The sequence below is a fragment of the Enterococcus sp. CSURQ0835 genome, assembly GCF_902706605.1.
Classification (GTDB): Bacteria; Bacillota; Bacilli; order Lactobacillales; family Enterococcaceae; genus Enterococcus_A.
The window spans coordinates 70,784-86,677 of record NZ_CACSLH010000003.1 but is presented as its reverse complement, the minus strand read 5'-3'; the positions used below and the strand labels follow the sequence as shown (position 1 = coordinate 86,677).

13 protein-coding genes are annotated in these 15,894 nt (G+C 41.7%); 9 read left to right on the top strand and 4 right to left on the bottom strand.

The annotated features are described in order from the left end of the window. Nucleotides 1–92 precede the first annotated feature (92 nt). Genes GVJ38_RS02475 through GVJ38_RS02465 form a run of 3 tightly spaced genes read left to right on the top strand, consistent with a single transcriptional unit; the run spans nt 93 to nt 3,645 of the window. The gene (locus tag GVJ38_RS02475; RefSeq protein WP_235032792.1) at nt 93–2,555 is read left to right on the top strand and encodes a vitamin B12-dependent ribonucleotide reductase; all 2,463 of its coding nucleotides are present in this window, start codon (nt 93–95) and stop codon (nt 2,553–2,555) included. Nucleotides 2,556–2,564: 9 nt separating this feature from the next. Further along, nucleotides 2,565–3,125, top strand: coding sequence for a cob(I)yrinic acid a,c-diamide adenosyltransferase (locus tag GVJ38_RS02470; RefSeq protein WP_159721585.1), 561 nt, complete (start codon nt 2,565–2,567; stop codon nt 3,123–3,125). A 43-nt stretch (nt 3,126–3,168) separates the two neighbouring features. Then, a complete protein-coding gene (locus GVJ38_RS02465) occupies nt 3,169–3,645 on the top strand; it encodes a prolyl-tRNA synthetase associated domain-containing protein (RefSeq protein ID WP_159721584.1) in 477 nt (158 codons plus the stop codon). 39 nt (nt 3,646–3,684) lie between these two features. Here the strand turns inward: GVJ38_RS02465 and GVJ38_RS02460 are convergent, their stop codons facing one another. From GVJ38_RS02460 to ald, 3 genes are all read right to left on the bottom strand, one after another. After that, nucleotides 3,685–5,439 (bottom strand): putative polysaccharide biosynthesis protein, encoded by a 1,755-nt coding sequence (locus GVJ38_RS02460; RefSeq protein ID WP_159721583.1) that lies wholly within the window; start codon nt 5,437–5,439, stop codon nt 3,685–3,687. Between the two features lie 257 nt (nt 5,440–5,696). After that, entirely contained in the window at nt 5,697–7,391 is a 1,695-nt protein-coding gene (locus tag GVJ38_RS02455) for a M3 family oligoendopeptidase (RefSeq protein WP_159721582.1), read from the bottom strand. Between the two features lie 90 nt (nt 7,392–7,481). After that, nucleotides 7,482–8,600 carry an alanine dehydrogenase gene (gene ald / locus GVJ38_RS02450; protein WP_159721581.1) on the bottom strand — a complete coding sequence of 373 codons (1,119 nt, stop codon included), beginning with the start codon at nt 8,598–8,600 and terminating at the stop codon, nt 7,482–7,484. Between the two features lie 324 nt (nt 8,601–8,924). On the opposite strand from ald, the gene GVJ38_RS02445 reads away from it, so the two are divergent. Beyond that, the gene (locus GVJ38_RS02445; RefSeq protein ID WP_159721580.1) at nt 8,925–9,308 is read left to right on the top strand and encodes a hypothetical protein; all 384 of its coding nucleotides are present in this window, start codon (nt 8,925–8,927) and stop codon (nt 9,306–9,308) included. Nucleotides 9,309–9,424: 116 nt separating this feature from the next. Here the strand turns inward: GVJ38_RS02445 and GVJ38_RS02440 are convergent, their stop codons facing one another. Next, on the bottom strand, nt 9,425–10,858 hold the full coding sequence (locus GVJ38_RS02440; protein WP_235032785.1) for a helix-turn-helix domain-containing protein: 1,434 nt from the start codon (nt 10,856–10,858) through the stop codon (nt 9,425–9,427). Nucleotides 10,859–11,392: 534 nt separating this feature from the next. Between GVJ38_RS02440 and GVJ38_RS02435 the strand changes: the two genes are divergently transcribed. The 5 genes from GVJ38_RS02435 (at nt 11,393) to GVJ38_RS02415 (ending at nt 15,886) form a co-directional block, all read left to right on the top strand. After that, nucleotides 11,393–11,668, top strand: a complete 276-nt coding sequence (locus GVJ38_RS02435; protein WP_159721579.1) for an HU family DNA-binding protein — start codon at nt 11,393–11,395, stop codon at nt 11,666–11,668. Nucleotides 11,669–11,930: 262 nt separating this feature from the next. Continuing rightward, nucleotides 11,931–12,692 (top strand): (Fe-S)-binding protein, encoded by a 762-nt coding sequence (locus tag GVJ38_RS02430; protein WP_159721578.1) that lies wholly within the window; start codon nt 11,931–11,933, stop codon nt 12,690–12,692. Next, a complete protein-coding gene (locus GVJ38_RS02425) occupies nt 12,693–14,165 on the top strand; it encodes a LutB/LldF family L-lactate oxidation iron-sulfur protein (protein ID WP_159721577.1) in 1,473 nt (490 codons plus the stop codon). It begins immediately after the preceding gene. Then, nucleotides 14,158–14,856 (top strand): LutC/YkgG family protein, encoded by a 699-nt coding sequence (locus GVJ38_RS02420; RefSeq protein WP_159721576.1) that lies wholly within the window; start codon nt 14,158–14,160, stop codon nt 14,854–14,856. Before GVJ38_RS02425 ends, GVJ38_RS02420 begins: the two co-directional genes overlap by 8 nt. Nucleotides 14,857–14,983: 127 nt before the next feature. Continuing rightward, nucleotides 14,984–15,886 (top strand): permease, encoded by a 903-nt coding sequence (locus GVJ38_RS02415; RefSeq protein ID WP_159721575.1) that lies wholly within the window; start codon nt 14,984–14,986, stop codon nt 15,884–15,886. The last annotated feature ends 8 nt before the right edge of the window (nt 15,887–15,894 follow it).

Here is a 15,894-nt window from a genome sequence, read left to right as displayed (position 1 = left end):
ACAATATCTAGCAGGATAATACAACTCGAACACAATATCTAGAAGGAGTGGACGTGTTGAGTCAAGTTCAATTAACAAATAGCAGCAAAAAAATAAATTCTGTTATCGAAAAATTTCCGGCACTTTTTCCGATCGAAGCAGGAATGAAAATGACATTTGAAGGGATCTCACGCTTGATCATGTTAGATCGTTATGCCGCAAAAGATCCAACAGGGGAAACGATTGAAGTAGGAGATCTAGTCGTCTTGACGACTCACGCTGATCCCCAATACCCAGCACGAGGGATCGGGCAGGTAGTTGCCTTGTTAGCTGAGGATAAACTTCAAATCGAAGTCGAAACAGAATTTCGAACGGCCTTGACTGACTTAAAAGAAGCGGCGACTGGACGCGTGATCCGCAACCGAGTGGAAGTCGAAAAACCACTCGAGCTTTATTATGAACAGATCGCAAAACGCGTCGCTCATGGGATCGCTAGTCAAGAACGAACGGATCAAACCAAAACATTTAAACGATTTTACCATCACTTAGTGGAACAAAACTTGATCCCAGCTGGCCGAGTCTTGTATGGTGCCGGAACGGATTCAGAAGTGACGTATTTCAATTGTTTCGTGATGCCGTTTATCCACGATTCGCGGGGCGGGCTGGCAAAACATCGGCAAGAAGTCATGGAGATCATGAGTCGGGGCGGTGGTGTCGGCACCAATGGCTCAACGTTGCGACCTCATGCGGCGATCGTCCACGGCGTAAATGGAAAATCATCGGGTGCAGTTTCTTGGTTGAATGACTTAGCTAACCTCACGAATTTAGTCGAACAAGGCGGAAGCCGTCGCGGCGCGCAGATGATCATGTTAGCAGACTGGCATCCAGATATTTTTGAATTTATCATTGCAAAGATCCAAAATTCCAATGTTTTGCGCCATTTGATTGTAACGACTACAAGTGAAACTGTCCGGCAGTTGGCACAACAAAAATTGACGTTTACACCCTTGACAGACTCTGAACGTGCGCTTTATCAACAAGTCACCGCGCAGGCAACAGAACTTTCATTAAAGGATAATCCAGCACTTGCAAAACTGCAGCAAAAATTACTTGATGGCGGAACGTACACGGTCAAAGAGCCTGACTTTTTGTCTGGAGCAAATATCTCCGTCTGTTTGACGAAAGAATTTATGACTGCCGTTGAGCAAGACCAAACATACCAATTGCGTTTTCCAGCTGTTGAAAGTTATGATGCTGCAGCGATGGAAGATTACGATGCAAATTGGGCTGAATGCGGTGATGTGCGCGAGTGGGAAAAAACCGGTCGCCAAGTCAAAGTTTATCAAACGATCAAAGCCCGTGAACTCTGGGATCTGATCACCTATTGCGCTACTTATTCAGCTGAGCCGGGGATTTTCTTTATCGACAACGCAAACGAAATGACCAATGCTACTGCTTACGGACAAAAAGTCGTTGCCACCAATCCGTGCGGCGAACAACCGTTGACTCCGTATGCTGTTTGCAATCTTGCGGCGATCAATTTGGCTAACGTCGTTGATCGCACTACGCACACCGTCGATTTTGAAAAATTAGCGAAAATTGTTGCCACGAGCGTGCGTTTCCAAGATGATGTGATCGATGCAACGCCGTACTTTTTTGAAAAAAATGAACAGCAAGCAAAAGGCGAACGTCGAATCGGATTAGGAGTGATGGGCTTAGCGGATCTGTTGATTTACTGTGAAAAGGTTTATGGCTCAACAGACGGAAATGCGTTAGTCGACCAAGTATTTGAAACGATCGCAACGACTGCTTATCGTACGTCGATCGAACTAGCAAAAGAAAAAGGTAGTTTTCCTTTCTTAGTGGGGCAAACGACGGAGCAGACGCATCAGTTACGAGAAAAATTTATTACTACTGGTTATATGAAAAAAATGCCAGCTGATATCAAAGCAGATATTTTAAAATATGGGATCCGAAATTCACATTTATTGACGGTGGCTCCCACGGGTTCAACTGGTACGATGGTGGGGGTTGCAACGGGACTAGAACCTTATTTCTCATTCTCGTACTTCCGCAGTGGCCGCTTAGGAAAATTCATTGAAGTCAATGCCGCGATCGTAGAAGAGTATCTCGCAAACCAGCCGACTGCAGATCCAGCTGAGTTACCAGAATTTTTTGTTTCAGCGATGGAATTGTCTCCTGAAGCACATGTCAGTGTGCAATGTACGATCCAACGCTGGGTCGATAGCTCGATTTCTAAAACAGTGAATGCACCAAAAGGGTATCAAGTCCCACAAGTGGCCAAAATCTATCAAGCATTATATCGTGGCGGAGCTAAAGGAGGGACGGTGTATGTGGATGGCAGCCGAGATTCACAAGTTTTGACTTTAACAGCTGAAGAAAATGAAACTGCTACACCAGCATTTGATTCTAAGCTGTCAGCTGGACAAGTCGTAACCGTTTCAGAGATCGAAGACGGGGAGATCTGTCCGATTTGTCATCAAGGGACGATTGAAGAAATTGGCGGCTGCAGTACTTGTACCAATTGTAAAGTGCAATTAAAATGTGGTTTATAGGAGGAGCTTATGAAAGTTTATACGAAAAGTGGGGATCGTGGAAAAACTGCTTTGATCGGTGGCACACGTGTCCCTAAAAATAGTCCACGAGTGAGTGCGTATGGCAGTGTTGATGAAGCTAATGCGTGGTTGGGAAGTATCATCAGTGAGTTAGATTCGCAATTTGTTGAATTGAAAGCTCAACTCACTGCGCTTCAAGTTTTATTATTTGATGTCGGAACGGACCTGGCCAATCCAGCAAAAGATGCGTCTTACATCGTAACGAAAAAAGAGTTGACTGCAGTGGAAAAAATGATCGATCAATATAGTACTCAAGTGACACCGATTGAAAAATTTATTTTACCTGGCGGTCACTTAGTTGCGAGTCACTTTCATATTTTGCGGACGGTCACGCGACGAGCAGAGCGGGAAACAACAGAACTTGTGACAGCAGGAGAGCCATACAATGAGCAAGCCTATAAAGTTTTGAATCGCTTATCTGATTTATTTTTTGTTTTAGCTCGGTATATCAACCAACAAGCTGGAGTTTCAGAACCATTTTATGAACGAGCTGGAAAAGTTTTTCATTGATGATTTTCTATTGCTTATGGTACGCTAACTTTGGAGGTGGGCCATGGAAAAACAAGTTGTCTATCAAAATTTAGATCAGTTAGGGATTGCTTATCACGTGGTAGAACATCCAGCTGTTTTCACAGTATCGGAGATCGATTTTGTAATTGACGGCACCGAAGTCAAAAATTTATTGTTAAAAGGAAAAACTACGAAAAAGGATTATTTGGTCATTTGCCGTAGTCAGCAGCGATTAGATTTAAAAAAGCTAGCGACACAACTAGGTGAAAAACATTTGAGCTTTGCTTCGGAAAAGCGGCTATTTGATTTATTAGGTTTGACAAAAGGCTCCGTAACACCACTTGCATTGCCTTGTGATCAGCAGCGACAAATCACAGTCGTAATCGAGCAAGCGATCGATCGCAATCAAAAAATTGGCTTTCATCCAAATCTCAATACGGCAACGGTCGTCTTAGCTTTTACTGATTTTGAACGCTTTTTGACTCACTACGGCTACCAGCCACTTTATTTTGAAAATTAAAAATGACCTGCCAGAAAAAATTTCTGACAGGTCATTTTTTTATGAAATGTGTAATAGTTTTCGAATCCGACTGACCTTGGCACCGAGGAGTTGATCTGCGATACGAGTTTTCAGTGCGATCACGATGTAAGTCAAACCACCAGCGGCCGCGACAATCAAGATCTCAATCATCGATTGGAACTTCGAATCAGAGCTCAGTACTAGGCTTACACCAAACCGAACGAGCAACGCAACGAGTCCCATCAAAAGTGCCATCCCAATGATCTTGCTGATCGATTTTAAAGTGGCGCGTAAAGGAAAGGCTGTGATGACATGGATCTGGTCTAAAATGAATAAGTTAGACACTAATAATCCAACGAAACTTGCTAAGAGCGGACCGTAAGCATGGAAAATAAAAATCAGCGGTGCTTGGACGATCAGTTTTACTAAAATCCCAACGAGTAAGAATACGACGGCTTTACGGTTGCCATCGAGTCCTTGGAACATCGTCGAACAAACCATGAAAAGACCCATCATGATCCCCAATAGACAATTAGCGGCTAACAGTTTGGAGCCGACGGGGTCAGGACTGTAAAATAAAGTGTTTAGCGGATATGCTAAGACCATCATCCCGATCGTAGCAGGCATCATGATAAAGAAAAACAATTGGAAATTGTTTGATGCTAAAGCTGACAGACCTTTATGATCCCGTTGGTTGAATTTTTCTGTGATCAAAGGTAGACCAGCTGTCGCCATGGAAGTTCCCATCGCGATCACCACCATCGTTAATTTGTCCGGGTTAGGTGAGAGCAAGGTAAACAGTTCCGCATTTTTAGCCGCTGAAAAATTCGTTACGACAGACATGATTTTTTCAAATGAATATTGATCGATCAATTTAAAAATACTGATCCCACTGCCGATCACGATAAACGGAATCGCTTGACGAACCATTTGAATGACGAGTTGGCGACCAGAAAAAGTCAGCTCATTGCGACTTTCTTTTTCCAATTCTTGAAAGACAAGGCGCCGTTTCCACAACGAGAGCAATAAGACGGCTAACGCAAAGGCAACCCCGATAAAGGCAGCAAACGTCGCATGGACGACCGCCGTTTTATAATTGCCGTTTAACACGCGCATCACGACAAAGCCCGTGATCAAAATATAAGCCACTCGGGCGATCTGTTCAATGATCTGAGACAACGCGTATGGCTTCATCTCGTTGTTTCCTTGGAAAAAGCCTCGCAAAACACTCATAGCTGGAAATATGAGTAAGACGATACTCAACGAACGCATGACCGGAACTAAGGCCGGATTGCCTTGGGAAAGTAAGGGAGCGCCAAAAAACATCAGCAACGTACATAAGAAACCCGCCACTAACATGATCCGAACGGTATAATACAGTAGCTGTTTGCTCAACCCGTACTCGTTCATGGCATTGTAGCGAGCCGTTTGTTTCGCGACAGCGGCCGGGATTCCAGCCGTTGAGATCATCAGAAACAGGGCGTAAACATTGTAACCTTTAGAAAATAAATAATTCGCTTCTACACTATGAGGGTACATCCAAGCATACCAAGGGATGATATAGACGGCTCCTAGCAGGCGAGAAAATAAATTACCCACTGTCAGCCAAGCTGTGCTTTGGACCATCGTCTCTTGGGTGGTATTCGTTTTGGCTTTTGGCGTGGGAGGGTTCTTTGGTTCATTTGCTGTGGTGACCGGTTGTTCGGGTCGTTCTTTTTTGTGATAGCGCTCCATCCGAGACAAAGGCGGTTGGATGTCTTCTTCTAAGAGCGCTTGATTATTTTTTTCAGTCATAATTACCAGCTTTCTCAAAACAGATTCTTCTACATTTTACCCGTTCTTTCGCAGGGTTACAATAAGGTTTAAGGATTTTATAGAAAAAGAAATGTTTTTTCAAGTTGCTGACTCATGAATCAAATCTTGAATGAATAAATAAGCTAAACGAAAAAAACTTCAAACTAAATTTTTTAGTTTGAAGTTAAAAATGTTATTTTTTTACGCTTGGTTTTTAGCTGACAAGATCAAAAATTGCTTGAAAGTTCAGCGGGTATTTATTGAACTGCCTTTTCCCATTGTTCTAATTGAGCACTGATTTTTTTGATTAGTGGGCTCATTTTAGTAAAATCAAACGGCGAAGCTAGCTGACTTTTAGCAAGTAAGGTCAAAAAAGGTTGACTGCCGCCCAATTGACAGAGAGTTAAATAATCTGACCAAGCACTCGGGTCTTGTTCGATCACGTGGCGGAGTAAAAATTGGAAAGCACAGACTTGGGCTAAAGTATAGTCGATATAATAGAAAGGAACTTCAAAAATATGTCCTTGCCGATACCAAAACGTTCCTCGCATCAATGCAGGGGAAGTGCGGTAATTTTTTTCCGGACAGTAACGCTGCTCTAGTTCTCGCCAGCACTTTTTACGCTGTGAAGCGCTCCAATCAGGGTGTTGGTAGACTGCTTCTTGAAAGTGATCTACTAAGGCGCCATAAGGCAAAAATGTCAGCGCGCTGCTTAAGTGCGCAAAACGATACTTGTCTGGTTCAGCAAAAAAGCGATCTAAATAGGGATAAGTCAAAAATTCCATACTCATTGAATGGATCTCAGCTGCTTCAGAAGTTGGAAAGACTAATTCTGGTTCCGTGATCCAAGTCGATTGACTGGTTTGAAAAGCGTGGCCGGCTTCATGGGTCAACACGTCGATGTCATCTGCTGTTCCGTTAAAATTTGCGAAAATAAACGGTGCTTTAAAGCTGTCAAGGTATTCACAATAGCCGCCACTTTGCTTGCCGGGATGACTCGTCAGATCTAGCAATTCAGCTTGCACTAGTTGCTGAAAAAAGCTACCCGTTTCAGGTGAGAGCTCTTGATACATGGACTGTGCCAGTTGGATCAGTTCAGTTTGATCTGCAACTGGTTTTGGGTTACCAGTTTTAAATTGCAAAGGCAGATCGTAGTATTCTAATTCTTCCAACGTTAGTCGTTTTGCTTGTTGTTGATAAAGTTTTTGCGTCACCGGTACGACTTCAGTCACAATAAATTTTCGGAAGGCTTGTATCTGTTGACGCGTGTAGCTCCAGCGATTCATCGCGACATCGGCGTAGGCGACATAATCTTTAAAACCGGCTTGTCGAGCGATCGCGGTGCGCAATTTAACGAGCTGGTCATAGATCTCATCGAGCTCTGTTTCATGGCTAGTAAAGAAATGTTCATACGCTGCTTGTGCTGCTTTGCGAACGGAGCGATCAGGATCAGTAAAAAAAGCAGCTACTTCAGCTAAGGTGTAAGTCTGACCACGAAAATCGATCTGAGCAGAAGCAATCAAGCGCGTGTAACGACTGATCCATTCATTTTCTTGTTGCTTTAGTGGGATCGTTTCGGGCTGGACTAATTTGAGCTGATCTTCACTGAATAAAAAAAGGGTAGGTGGGAAAATTTTTTCTAATTCTGTTTTAAACGGTGAAGTTACTAATGCACGATAAAATCGGTTATGCAATTCGTCAAAACGTGGTTGCTGCTGGTTCCAATAATCATCTTCTTGTTCATAAAAGGGATCGTTCGTATCAAGTGAATGACGAATATAAGCTAACTTTGCTTGGGTAAATAAAGTTTGCCGCAACTGGTTCAATTGTTCGATCGCAAGGCTAGCTGACTGAACTGAAGTAGCGGCGGTCAATTTTTTTACGGCGGCATCAAAAGTCACTTGATAGTGAGCAAAATCAGGTCGAGTATAAGGGTACGCAGAAAATTTCATCAAAAAACCTCCAGCTATTTTCCCCAGTATAATAGAAAACACAAAAAACTACTAGGCGCAATGAAGCGCCTAGTAGTATCGGTTTTATTCTTAAAGCTCGATCAATTGATGGATTGCAGTGTATTCCATTTCTAGATCATTTGCGACAGCTTCCATCGTTAACTTACCTTCAAACGTGTTCACTCCGCGACGTAAGGCTAAATTATCTTTTAAGATATCACGTAATGGATTGTTAGCAAGTAAAATCGCGTAGGCTAACGTTGAATTACTCAAAGCATAAGTCGCGGTTTGTGGTACAGCACCAGGCATGTTGGCCACAGCGTAATGGACCACACCTTCTTTGATATAGGTTGGGTCATCATGAGTTGAAACGTGATCTTCTGTTTCAAAGATCCCACCTTGGTCGATGGCGACGTCTACGATGACGGAATGATCCGGCATGTTGGCAACCATGTCTTTTGTAACTAAAGTTGGTGCTTTATGACCTGGGATTAGAACGGAGCCAATCGCAAGATCAGCTGTTTTCAATGCTTCTTGGATATTGTAGCGGTTTGAGTAAAGCGTTTGAACGTCATAACCAAAAATCGTATCTAATTCTTTCAGACGTGGTACATTTACATCTAAGATCGTCACGTTTGCGCCTAAACCATGAGCGACTTTAGCCGCGTTCATCCCAACAGTCCCACCGCCTAAAACGACAACATTCCCGCGTTTAACACCTGGAACACCACCTAAAAGGATTCCTTTACCGCCGTTGACACTTTCTAAGAAGTTGGCACCGATTTGAGCTGCCATCCGGCCTGCGATCTCACTCATTGGAGCTAACAAAGGAAGTGAATTGTCTGCTGGTTGGACGTTCTCATAGGCAATGGCATTGACGCCGCTTTTGATCAAAGCTTCAGTCAATTCTTTATTTGCTGCTAAATGTAAGTAAGTAAATAATAGCAAATCTTCCCGGAAGTATTGGTATTCTTCTTTTAATGGTTCTTTGACTTTCATGACCATATCGGCTGACCAAGCAGTTTTTGCATCCGGAACGATTGTCGCACCGGCTTCGATATACTCTTCATCCGTGATTGCTGAACCAAGACCTGCGCCTTTTTCAACTAAGACTTCATGTCCTCGACTTTTTAAGTCAAAGACGCCAGCTGGTGGTAAAGCGACCCGATTTTCGTTGTTCTTGATTTCTTTAGGAATACCAATTCTCATTTTTGTCACTCCTCGTTTAAATTTTTTATTTGTAACGGCTTACATATTGAATTGTACAAGATATTCTGAGAAATTCAATTAAAAAGCTCTAAGAAAGTGTGAAAGTTTTTGTTATTTCCTTTTTTTCAAGAACACCTATGTAGCTCGTTCTCAAAATAAATTTTTGAAAATTTCAACATTATTAAATGTAATTTTAAATAATATTTCTCTCTCATAAAATAATAAGGTATAATTTTCCTTAAATTGTTTAGACCGAGCTGATTTACTGGAAAAAAAACGCTAAGGTAAGGATAATAAAACTAAAAATGATCAGGAGGGAAGAGCATGACTGAAAAAAGTTCCATTGATACCTTGAAAGAACAGATCAGTTTTTTAGAAGCTCGCATCTCACGTTATGAAGATCTAGCTCACGGGACAGCCCTCAATCGTATTTTATTTGGTGGTGGTCGGCAAGCTAAACTGTGTCTGGCTGGCATCATCATCGCATTGATTCTTTGCCTTTATGCGGCTTTGAAACATACGACGGGCTTTTTCTTTGGATTGATTGTTGGAATATTGGTCATGAGCTATTTAGCTTTACAGTTAAATGTCATTCGGAAAAAGAATGGTATCGAAAAATATCAGAAAATGGTTGCGAGTCTCATGAAAGAAAAACAATCAATGGAAGCAGAACTAGCTAGGTTACAGCACGCGCAAACTAAAAAATAAATTTTTTAACTCGGTCACACTGAAAATTTAGCTAAACGCAGGATTGTCTTTTTTTGTTAATCAAAAAAGTGCCGACTCAAAAATAAAAATTGAGTCGGCTTTTTGATTGCTTTTGATTAAGAGTTCCCAATCGGGGTTTTTTCTAAACTTACGGTATCTACTAGGTGTTGGATTTTGTTGAGGGATTGAATGCTGGGACATAACTCGACTGCGATCGCGGGGGTCTTACAATCTTCGACATCAAAAGTAGAAGTGGAGACGATTAGATCATACTTGCTGAAGATCTCTTGGTAGTTTCGACTGGGGACTTTTTGACTGGAAAAATGATGTAAGCGATAATTGCCCTTCACGACATCTTTAATCAACTCGCTTAATAAACGTTCTTGGGTCATTGAATCATTTGATACGACTAAGATATCAACTGAATTTTCTGTCTGCTTTAAGCCATTTAAACATTCAGGAACGGTTGCAATAATTTGATAAATATAATTAGCAATAAAATCTTCAGTTTGGAACAACTGGTATTTATCAGTGAAGTCAGTCACTAATTGGCGGACGACCTTCAAACAATGCCCATGGAAATTCTGTAACAAATTAATACAATCAACTTTTTTATCCGTTAAGACATTGATGAATTCTTTGGTTTCTGCATGAAAAAGGTGTTGATTGATCAACACGGTCGCCAATTGATCCTTCTGGTCTTCAGTCAGCGGTACTTCTAACAGATCGCTAAACGCACTGGCCAGCTCATAATGGGTATCATAATGATAGGTTAACGAATAGTTAGTCGCTAAGGCGCGTTGCTTTTGCTTTTCACCGAGCAAAAAGAAATCACTGAATAAAAGCCAAAATGTTTCTTTGATCAGGTCATTTGTACAGAATAAATCAAGTTCATGATGTAAAACAATCCCGAATTCTTTCATCGCTATTTCTTCAGGGAAAGTCACACTTTCAGAACGTAACAAGCGCGCAGGCATAAAGTGATTTTTTTTCACGCGCCATAAGCTGATATAAAACATGAGACTTAAGCGGCGGTATTGCGCAAATGATGGATCAAGTTCATTTGCAGTGACCATTGAGCGGATCACGGCTTCGCCTTTATCAAAGAGTTCAGCGGATAATTTTAGATCAGTCAGTTGCGCCTTTTTTTCGCTGAATAATAAGAAGTATAAGTGACGGATCGCGACTTCATTGCCCAAAAGTCGAAATGGTTTGCGTTCTACTTTTAATTTCCACGTCTTAAGAAGCTTGCTTAGTTCTTTAAGATGGACTTGAACGGTTGAAAGGCTACAATAAAGGTGTTTCGCTAAATCATTCAATGTATAACATTCCTCAAAAAACAACAATTCTAAGATTTTGAAAGAAATCGAGTTGTCGATTGATGAAGCTACGAGCATATCAAGTCCCGCGTTGTCAGCGACTACGAGCGAGTAAAGTCCATTCCGTCGATTGATCTGGTAATACTTTTCTTGCTCATTGATCAAACGGATATCGTTCAATAAAACCGGTGGCGTACATTTTAAAAGCTTGGTCAGCTCTTCACTCGTCATAGCTTTTTTACCATAGTAAAGGGTTTCAATTAAAAGCAGTTTTCGGTAGAGATCTCTTTTTAATAGTGGACGTAAATTCATCAGCGGGACGTTACTCAAAGGAGCAAACGTCACTTCACTTCCTTTCTGGTAAATCTGTGAGGTTTGAGTTGTTTCAAGTGGAATAGTTGGGAAGGATGCCTGGGGGAAAATAAAAGTTGAAATTTTTCGTAAAAAACAAAGTGTCACTGTTTTATTTAATATACGATTTATTCTTTGACAAAACAACCTCAATTACATTTTTAAATGAAAATTTTAGTTATTTAACTAATTCTAAAATAATTTAGATTAGTTTTTGAAAAGGTCATGCAATGAAATTTCAAAGATTTTCGTAGCTGTTAAATCGGATAAAATACTTTTATTTTTTGACTTGAATTAAATAAACAGAAAATTTTTTAACGGAAAAGCAGTGGAACCTGAAGATAATTGTTGCCTTTCTGTAGAAGAACCTCTAGAATTAACGGTGAAGTAAATTTAAATGATGGAGGCAATATCATGACGAATAAACAAACTTTAGTAGAAAAAGTAGCTGAAAAAACTGGATTGACTAAAAAAGATGCGGCTGCAGCTGTTGACGCATTATTCGATGGCATCCAAAGTTCATTGAAAGACGGCGAAAAAGTTCAAATTATTGGTTTTGGGAACTTCGAAGTTCGCGAACGCGCATCTCGTAAAGGACGTAACCCACAAACGGGCGAAGAGATTACGATCCCTGCTAGCAAATCACCGGCGTTTAAAGCGGGTAAACAATTAAAGGATGCAGTTAAATAAAACGTTGAACCAGATCACTTCTAAACGAGGATCTGGTTTTTTTGAACCTAAACTATAGGAAAGCGGCGGTAATGAGTCGTAGCTTGTTACTTCTTTGAACCACAATCACCGTTTGAGCCAGTCGCTTTTTTGAACGAATTTTAGAATCACTTTAATCTGATTTGTAGAATAAAATGGCAACCTTTATAATAGAAATTGAAATCGCTTAATCGTTTGCTAGGGTTAGTTAGCAATTTGTTGTTATAAAAAAGGAGGTAAAAAAATGCGCGTTAGTATTTATTCGACGTGTGTCGTGGATCTGATGTTTCCAAATGTTGGACAAGCGATGGTAGAAGTATTAGAACGTTTGGGTTGCCAAACGGATTTTCCGCCAAATCAGATTTGCTGTGGTCAGCCAACTTATAACAGTGGCTATGTCAAAGAAAGTTATAAAGGAATCAAAAATCAAATCGATTGTTTTACAGAGTCTGAGTATGTTGTCGTACCCGCGGGATCATGTGCTGCGATGTTCAAAGAATTTCCAGAGATAATGAAAGCTGATCCTGAATATCGTCAAAAAGCCGAAGCACTGGCAGCTAAGACGTATGAATTTAGCCAATTTTTATGGCGAGTATTAAAAGTCCAAGATGTAGGTGCAACTTTAAACGCCAAAGCGACCTATCATCGCTCGTGCCACATGACGCGGTTATTAGGCGAGCGCGAGACGCCGTTTTGGCTATTAGAACATGTCAAAGGACTGGAGCTGATCCCCATTCCTCACGTCGAAAACTGTTGTGGTTTTGGCGGAACTTTCTCGGTCAAAGAGCCATTTATCTCACAACAGATGGTCACTGAAAAGATGGAAGATATCTTAGCTACAGAAGCTGAAGTTTTGATCAGTTGTGACATGGGCTGTTTGATGAATATCGGCGGCAAATTCAATCGAGCTGGTGAAAAGATCAAGATCATGCATTTAGCGGAAGTGTTAAATTCAAATGTTGACTTGAGCCGACTTGATCAAACGCTAAAAAGTGAGGTGAGGTAAGTGGGTTTAAAAACAAGCAACCAACCATTTGCGCAACGATTAGCAGAAAGTAAGCAAGATATCTTTATGCAAAAAGCGGTGGCGAAAGCCCAAGATGATCAATGGGTCAAACGAGAAGGCGCACGAGCTGAGCTGGGGGATTGGCAAGAGTGGCGAAAAATCGGAGAACATATTCGCCAACATGTTTTAGAGCACTTGCCGCATTATCTAGAAGAGTTCAGTGATCAAGTCGCTAAGCGTGGCGGGCACGTATACTTTGCTCAAACGGCTGAAGAAGCGCAAGACTATGTGAAAAGAGTCTTAGTCGAAAAAAATGCGAAACAGGTCGTCAAATCTAAATCAATGGTAACGACGGAAGTAGATCTTGATCCTATGTTGTTAAAAATGAAAGATGTGCAAGTGATGGAAACAGATCTGGCCGAATTTATTTTACAAATGGATGATTGGGATGAGCCGTCTCATATCGTATTTCCAAGTATCCACAAAAACCGCGAGCAGATCCGCCAAGTATTTGCTGAAAAATTAGGCTATACAGGCAACAATGATCCGGTTAATTTGGCGCGGTGTGCGCGAGAAGAGATGCGAAAGTTCTTTTTACAAGCAGATGTGGGCATTACTGGATGTAATTTTGCCATCGCAGATACAGGAATGATCAATCTAGATACGAATGAAGGCAATGCCGATTTAACTATTAGCATCCCGAAAACACAAATTGTGTTGATGGGGATGGAACGGATCGTACCCACAATCAAAGAAGCAGAGGTGCTGGATAATTTATTGGCGCGCAGTGCAGTCGGTCAAAGTTTGACAACGTATGTCACATTTGCTGGTCAGAAAAAGGCGGTCGAGTCAGATGGACCAGAAGATTTTCATGTGGTGATCTTAGATAATGGTCGCTCGAATGCGTTGGGTACGGAATTTCAATCGATTTTACAGTGTATTCGCTGTGGATCGTGTCTGAATGTTTGTCCCGTCTATCGTCACATTGGCGGACATGGCTATGGTTCCATCTATCCGGGACCGTTGGGCGCAGTGTTGTCACCAGTTTTAGGTGGTTACAAACAGTTTGGTGAGCTACCTTATGCTTCTAGTTTATGTGCGGCTTGTACGGAGACGTGTCCTGTGAAAATTCCGTTGCATGAACTATTGATCGCCCATCGCAAAGTGATGACAGATGAATTAAAGCTGCAACATGGATTTAATGATTTACAAATGCGCGTTGTCGGACAAGGCACCTCAATTCCCGCTTTGTTTAAGACTGCGCTACAATTTGATCATTTAGGATTGAGCTTACTGCGACATAAACATCCGATCTCCGTGGAAAATATGTTCCAGTATGGCGGATTTATCAAAGCGGGACCCGGAATGGTCAAAGGGTGGACTGACGTCCGGGATTTGCCAGTGCCGCCAAAACATTCGGAAAATTTCCGCAGTTGGTATAAAAAACATCAGGCAGGTGAAGAGCATGAGTAGGATCGAAAATCGAGCAGCGTTTTTAAAAACATTGACTGAAAAACTAGGTGAGCGAGAGTTTGTCCCATATAAACCGATCAGCAATTTGCCTGAAACGCATTTAGCGGATAAATCGACTGCGGAATTATTAGCGATCGCAAAGGCTCGGACAGAAAAAGTCAGTGCTATAATGGTAGAAACGACACAGGCAAATCTCAATCAAACGATCGCCGAATTGATCGAAAAATGTGGAGGTGGTCCGGTTTTACTGCCGACTGATCCCCAATTGGCTGAGTACGGTGTTGCGATTGATGAAACGAAACAACAAGTCGACTATTGGCAACCAGATGCTACTTTGCGGCAGCAAAATATTCAAACGGCTCAAGCGGCCAATGTCGCTTTAGCCTTTGCGAAATTTTTCTTAGCGGAATCTGCAACCGTCGTCGTAGAATCATCAGCAGGGCAAGGTCGCTCTTTTCATTTTTTGCCCACCCATTATCTGTCTTTGATTCCGTTAAGTCGCTTGGTTCCACGAACGAGTCAAGCCGCTGCTTATTTTGCGCAAAAAGCGGGTGAGCTGGAGGCGGAAGAAAATGGTTCCGCGTATCATTTCATTTCGGGTCCGTCTAATTCAGGGGACATCGAAATGCAATTAGTCGTGGGGCTTCATGGTCCGCTTGAAGTCTATTATGTCGTGATTACGAATCGGTAAATGCCAGCAAAAATTTGTCACAAAAAATAAGATAGTTTAAACAAGACAAGCTTTTGACTTAAAAAGCTTGTCTTGTTTTTTTCAAAAGCGTATAGTAAAGCCGCTAATTAGAATCAGGAGGTTTACCATGTTCAATTTTCTTCCTCACTCGTTGCTTCAAATGAGTACGATCTTTTTATCGATCGTCATTGAAGCGATCCCATTTGTCCTATTAGGTTGTATCATCTCCGGGGCTTTGCAAGTTTTTTTAACCCCAGAACGTGTGCAAAAAATCTTACCAAAAAATAAATTGCTCGCCATCTTAGTCGGCTGTTTTCTGGGATTTTTCTTTCCTTCATGTGAGTGTGGTATCGTCCCAATCGTGACCCAGTTCATCAAAAAAGGCGTGCCGACACACACTGCCTTTGCATTTATGCTGACTGCACCAATCATTAATCCGATCGTCATTTTTTCAACTTTCATCGCATTTGGTAACAGTTGGAAATTTGCGATGATGCGCATGCTGGGGAGTTTTCTTGTGGCATTAGTGATCGGTTCGTGGATCGCTTATTTCAATCGGATACCGATCTTAAAAATAGCCGCAGAAAATCACGGACCGCACCATGAGCACCCTGCGTCCACCACAAAAGTCACATTTGTTAGTCAAGTGTGGTCGGTGCTCGTCCATGCGATCGATGAATTTTTTGATACGGGGCGCTATTTGATGATCGGCGGACTGATCGCGTCTGCTATGCAAGTCTATTTGCCGACAAGTTTCATGTTGCAGTTGACGGCAAATAAATTGACTGCGATCCTCGTCATGTTAGTCCTCGCCTTTTCGATGTCACTGTGTTCTGAAGCAGATGCGTTTGTTGGGGCCTCGTTACTTAGTTTGTTTGGGACAAATCCGATCGTCGCCTTTTTAGTCTTTGGGCCGATGGTAGATATCAAAAACCTCATGATGATGAAACACAGCTTTCATACGAAATTCATCGTTCAATTGATCGCGCTTATCAGTGTCGTTGTGACTTTATACGCGTACTTTGTTTAGGAGGAGCC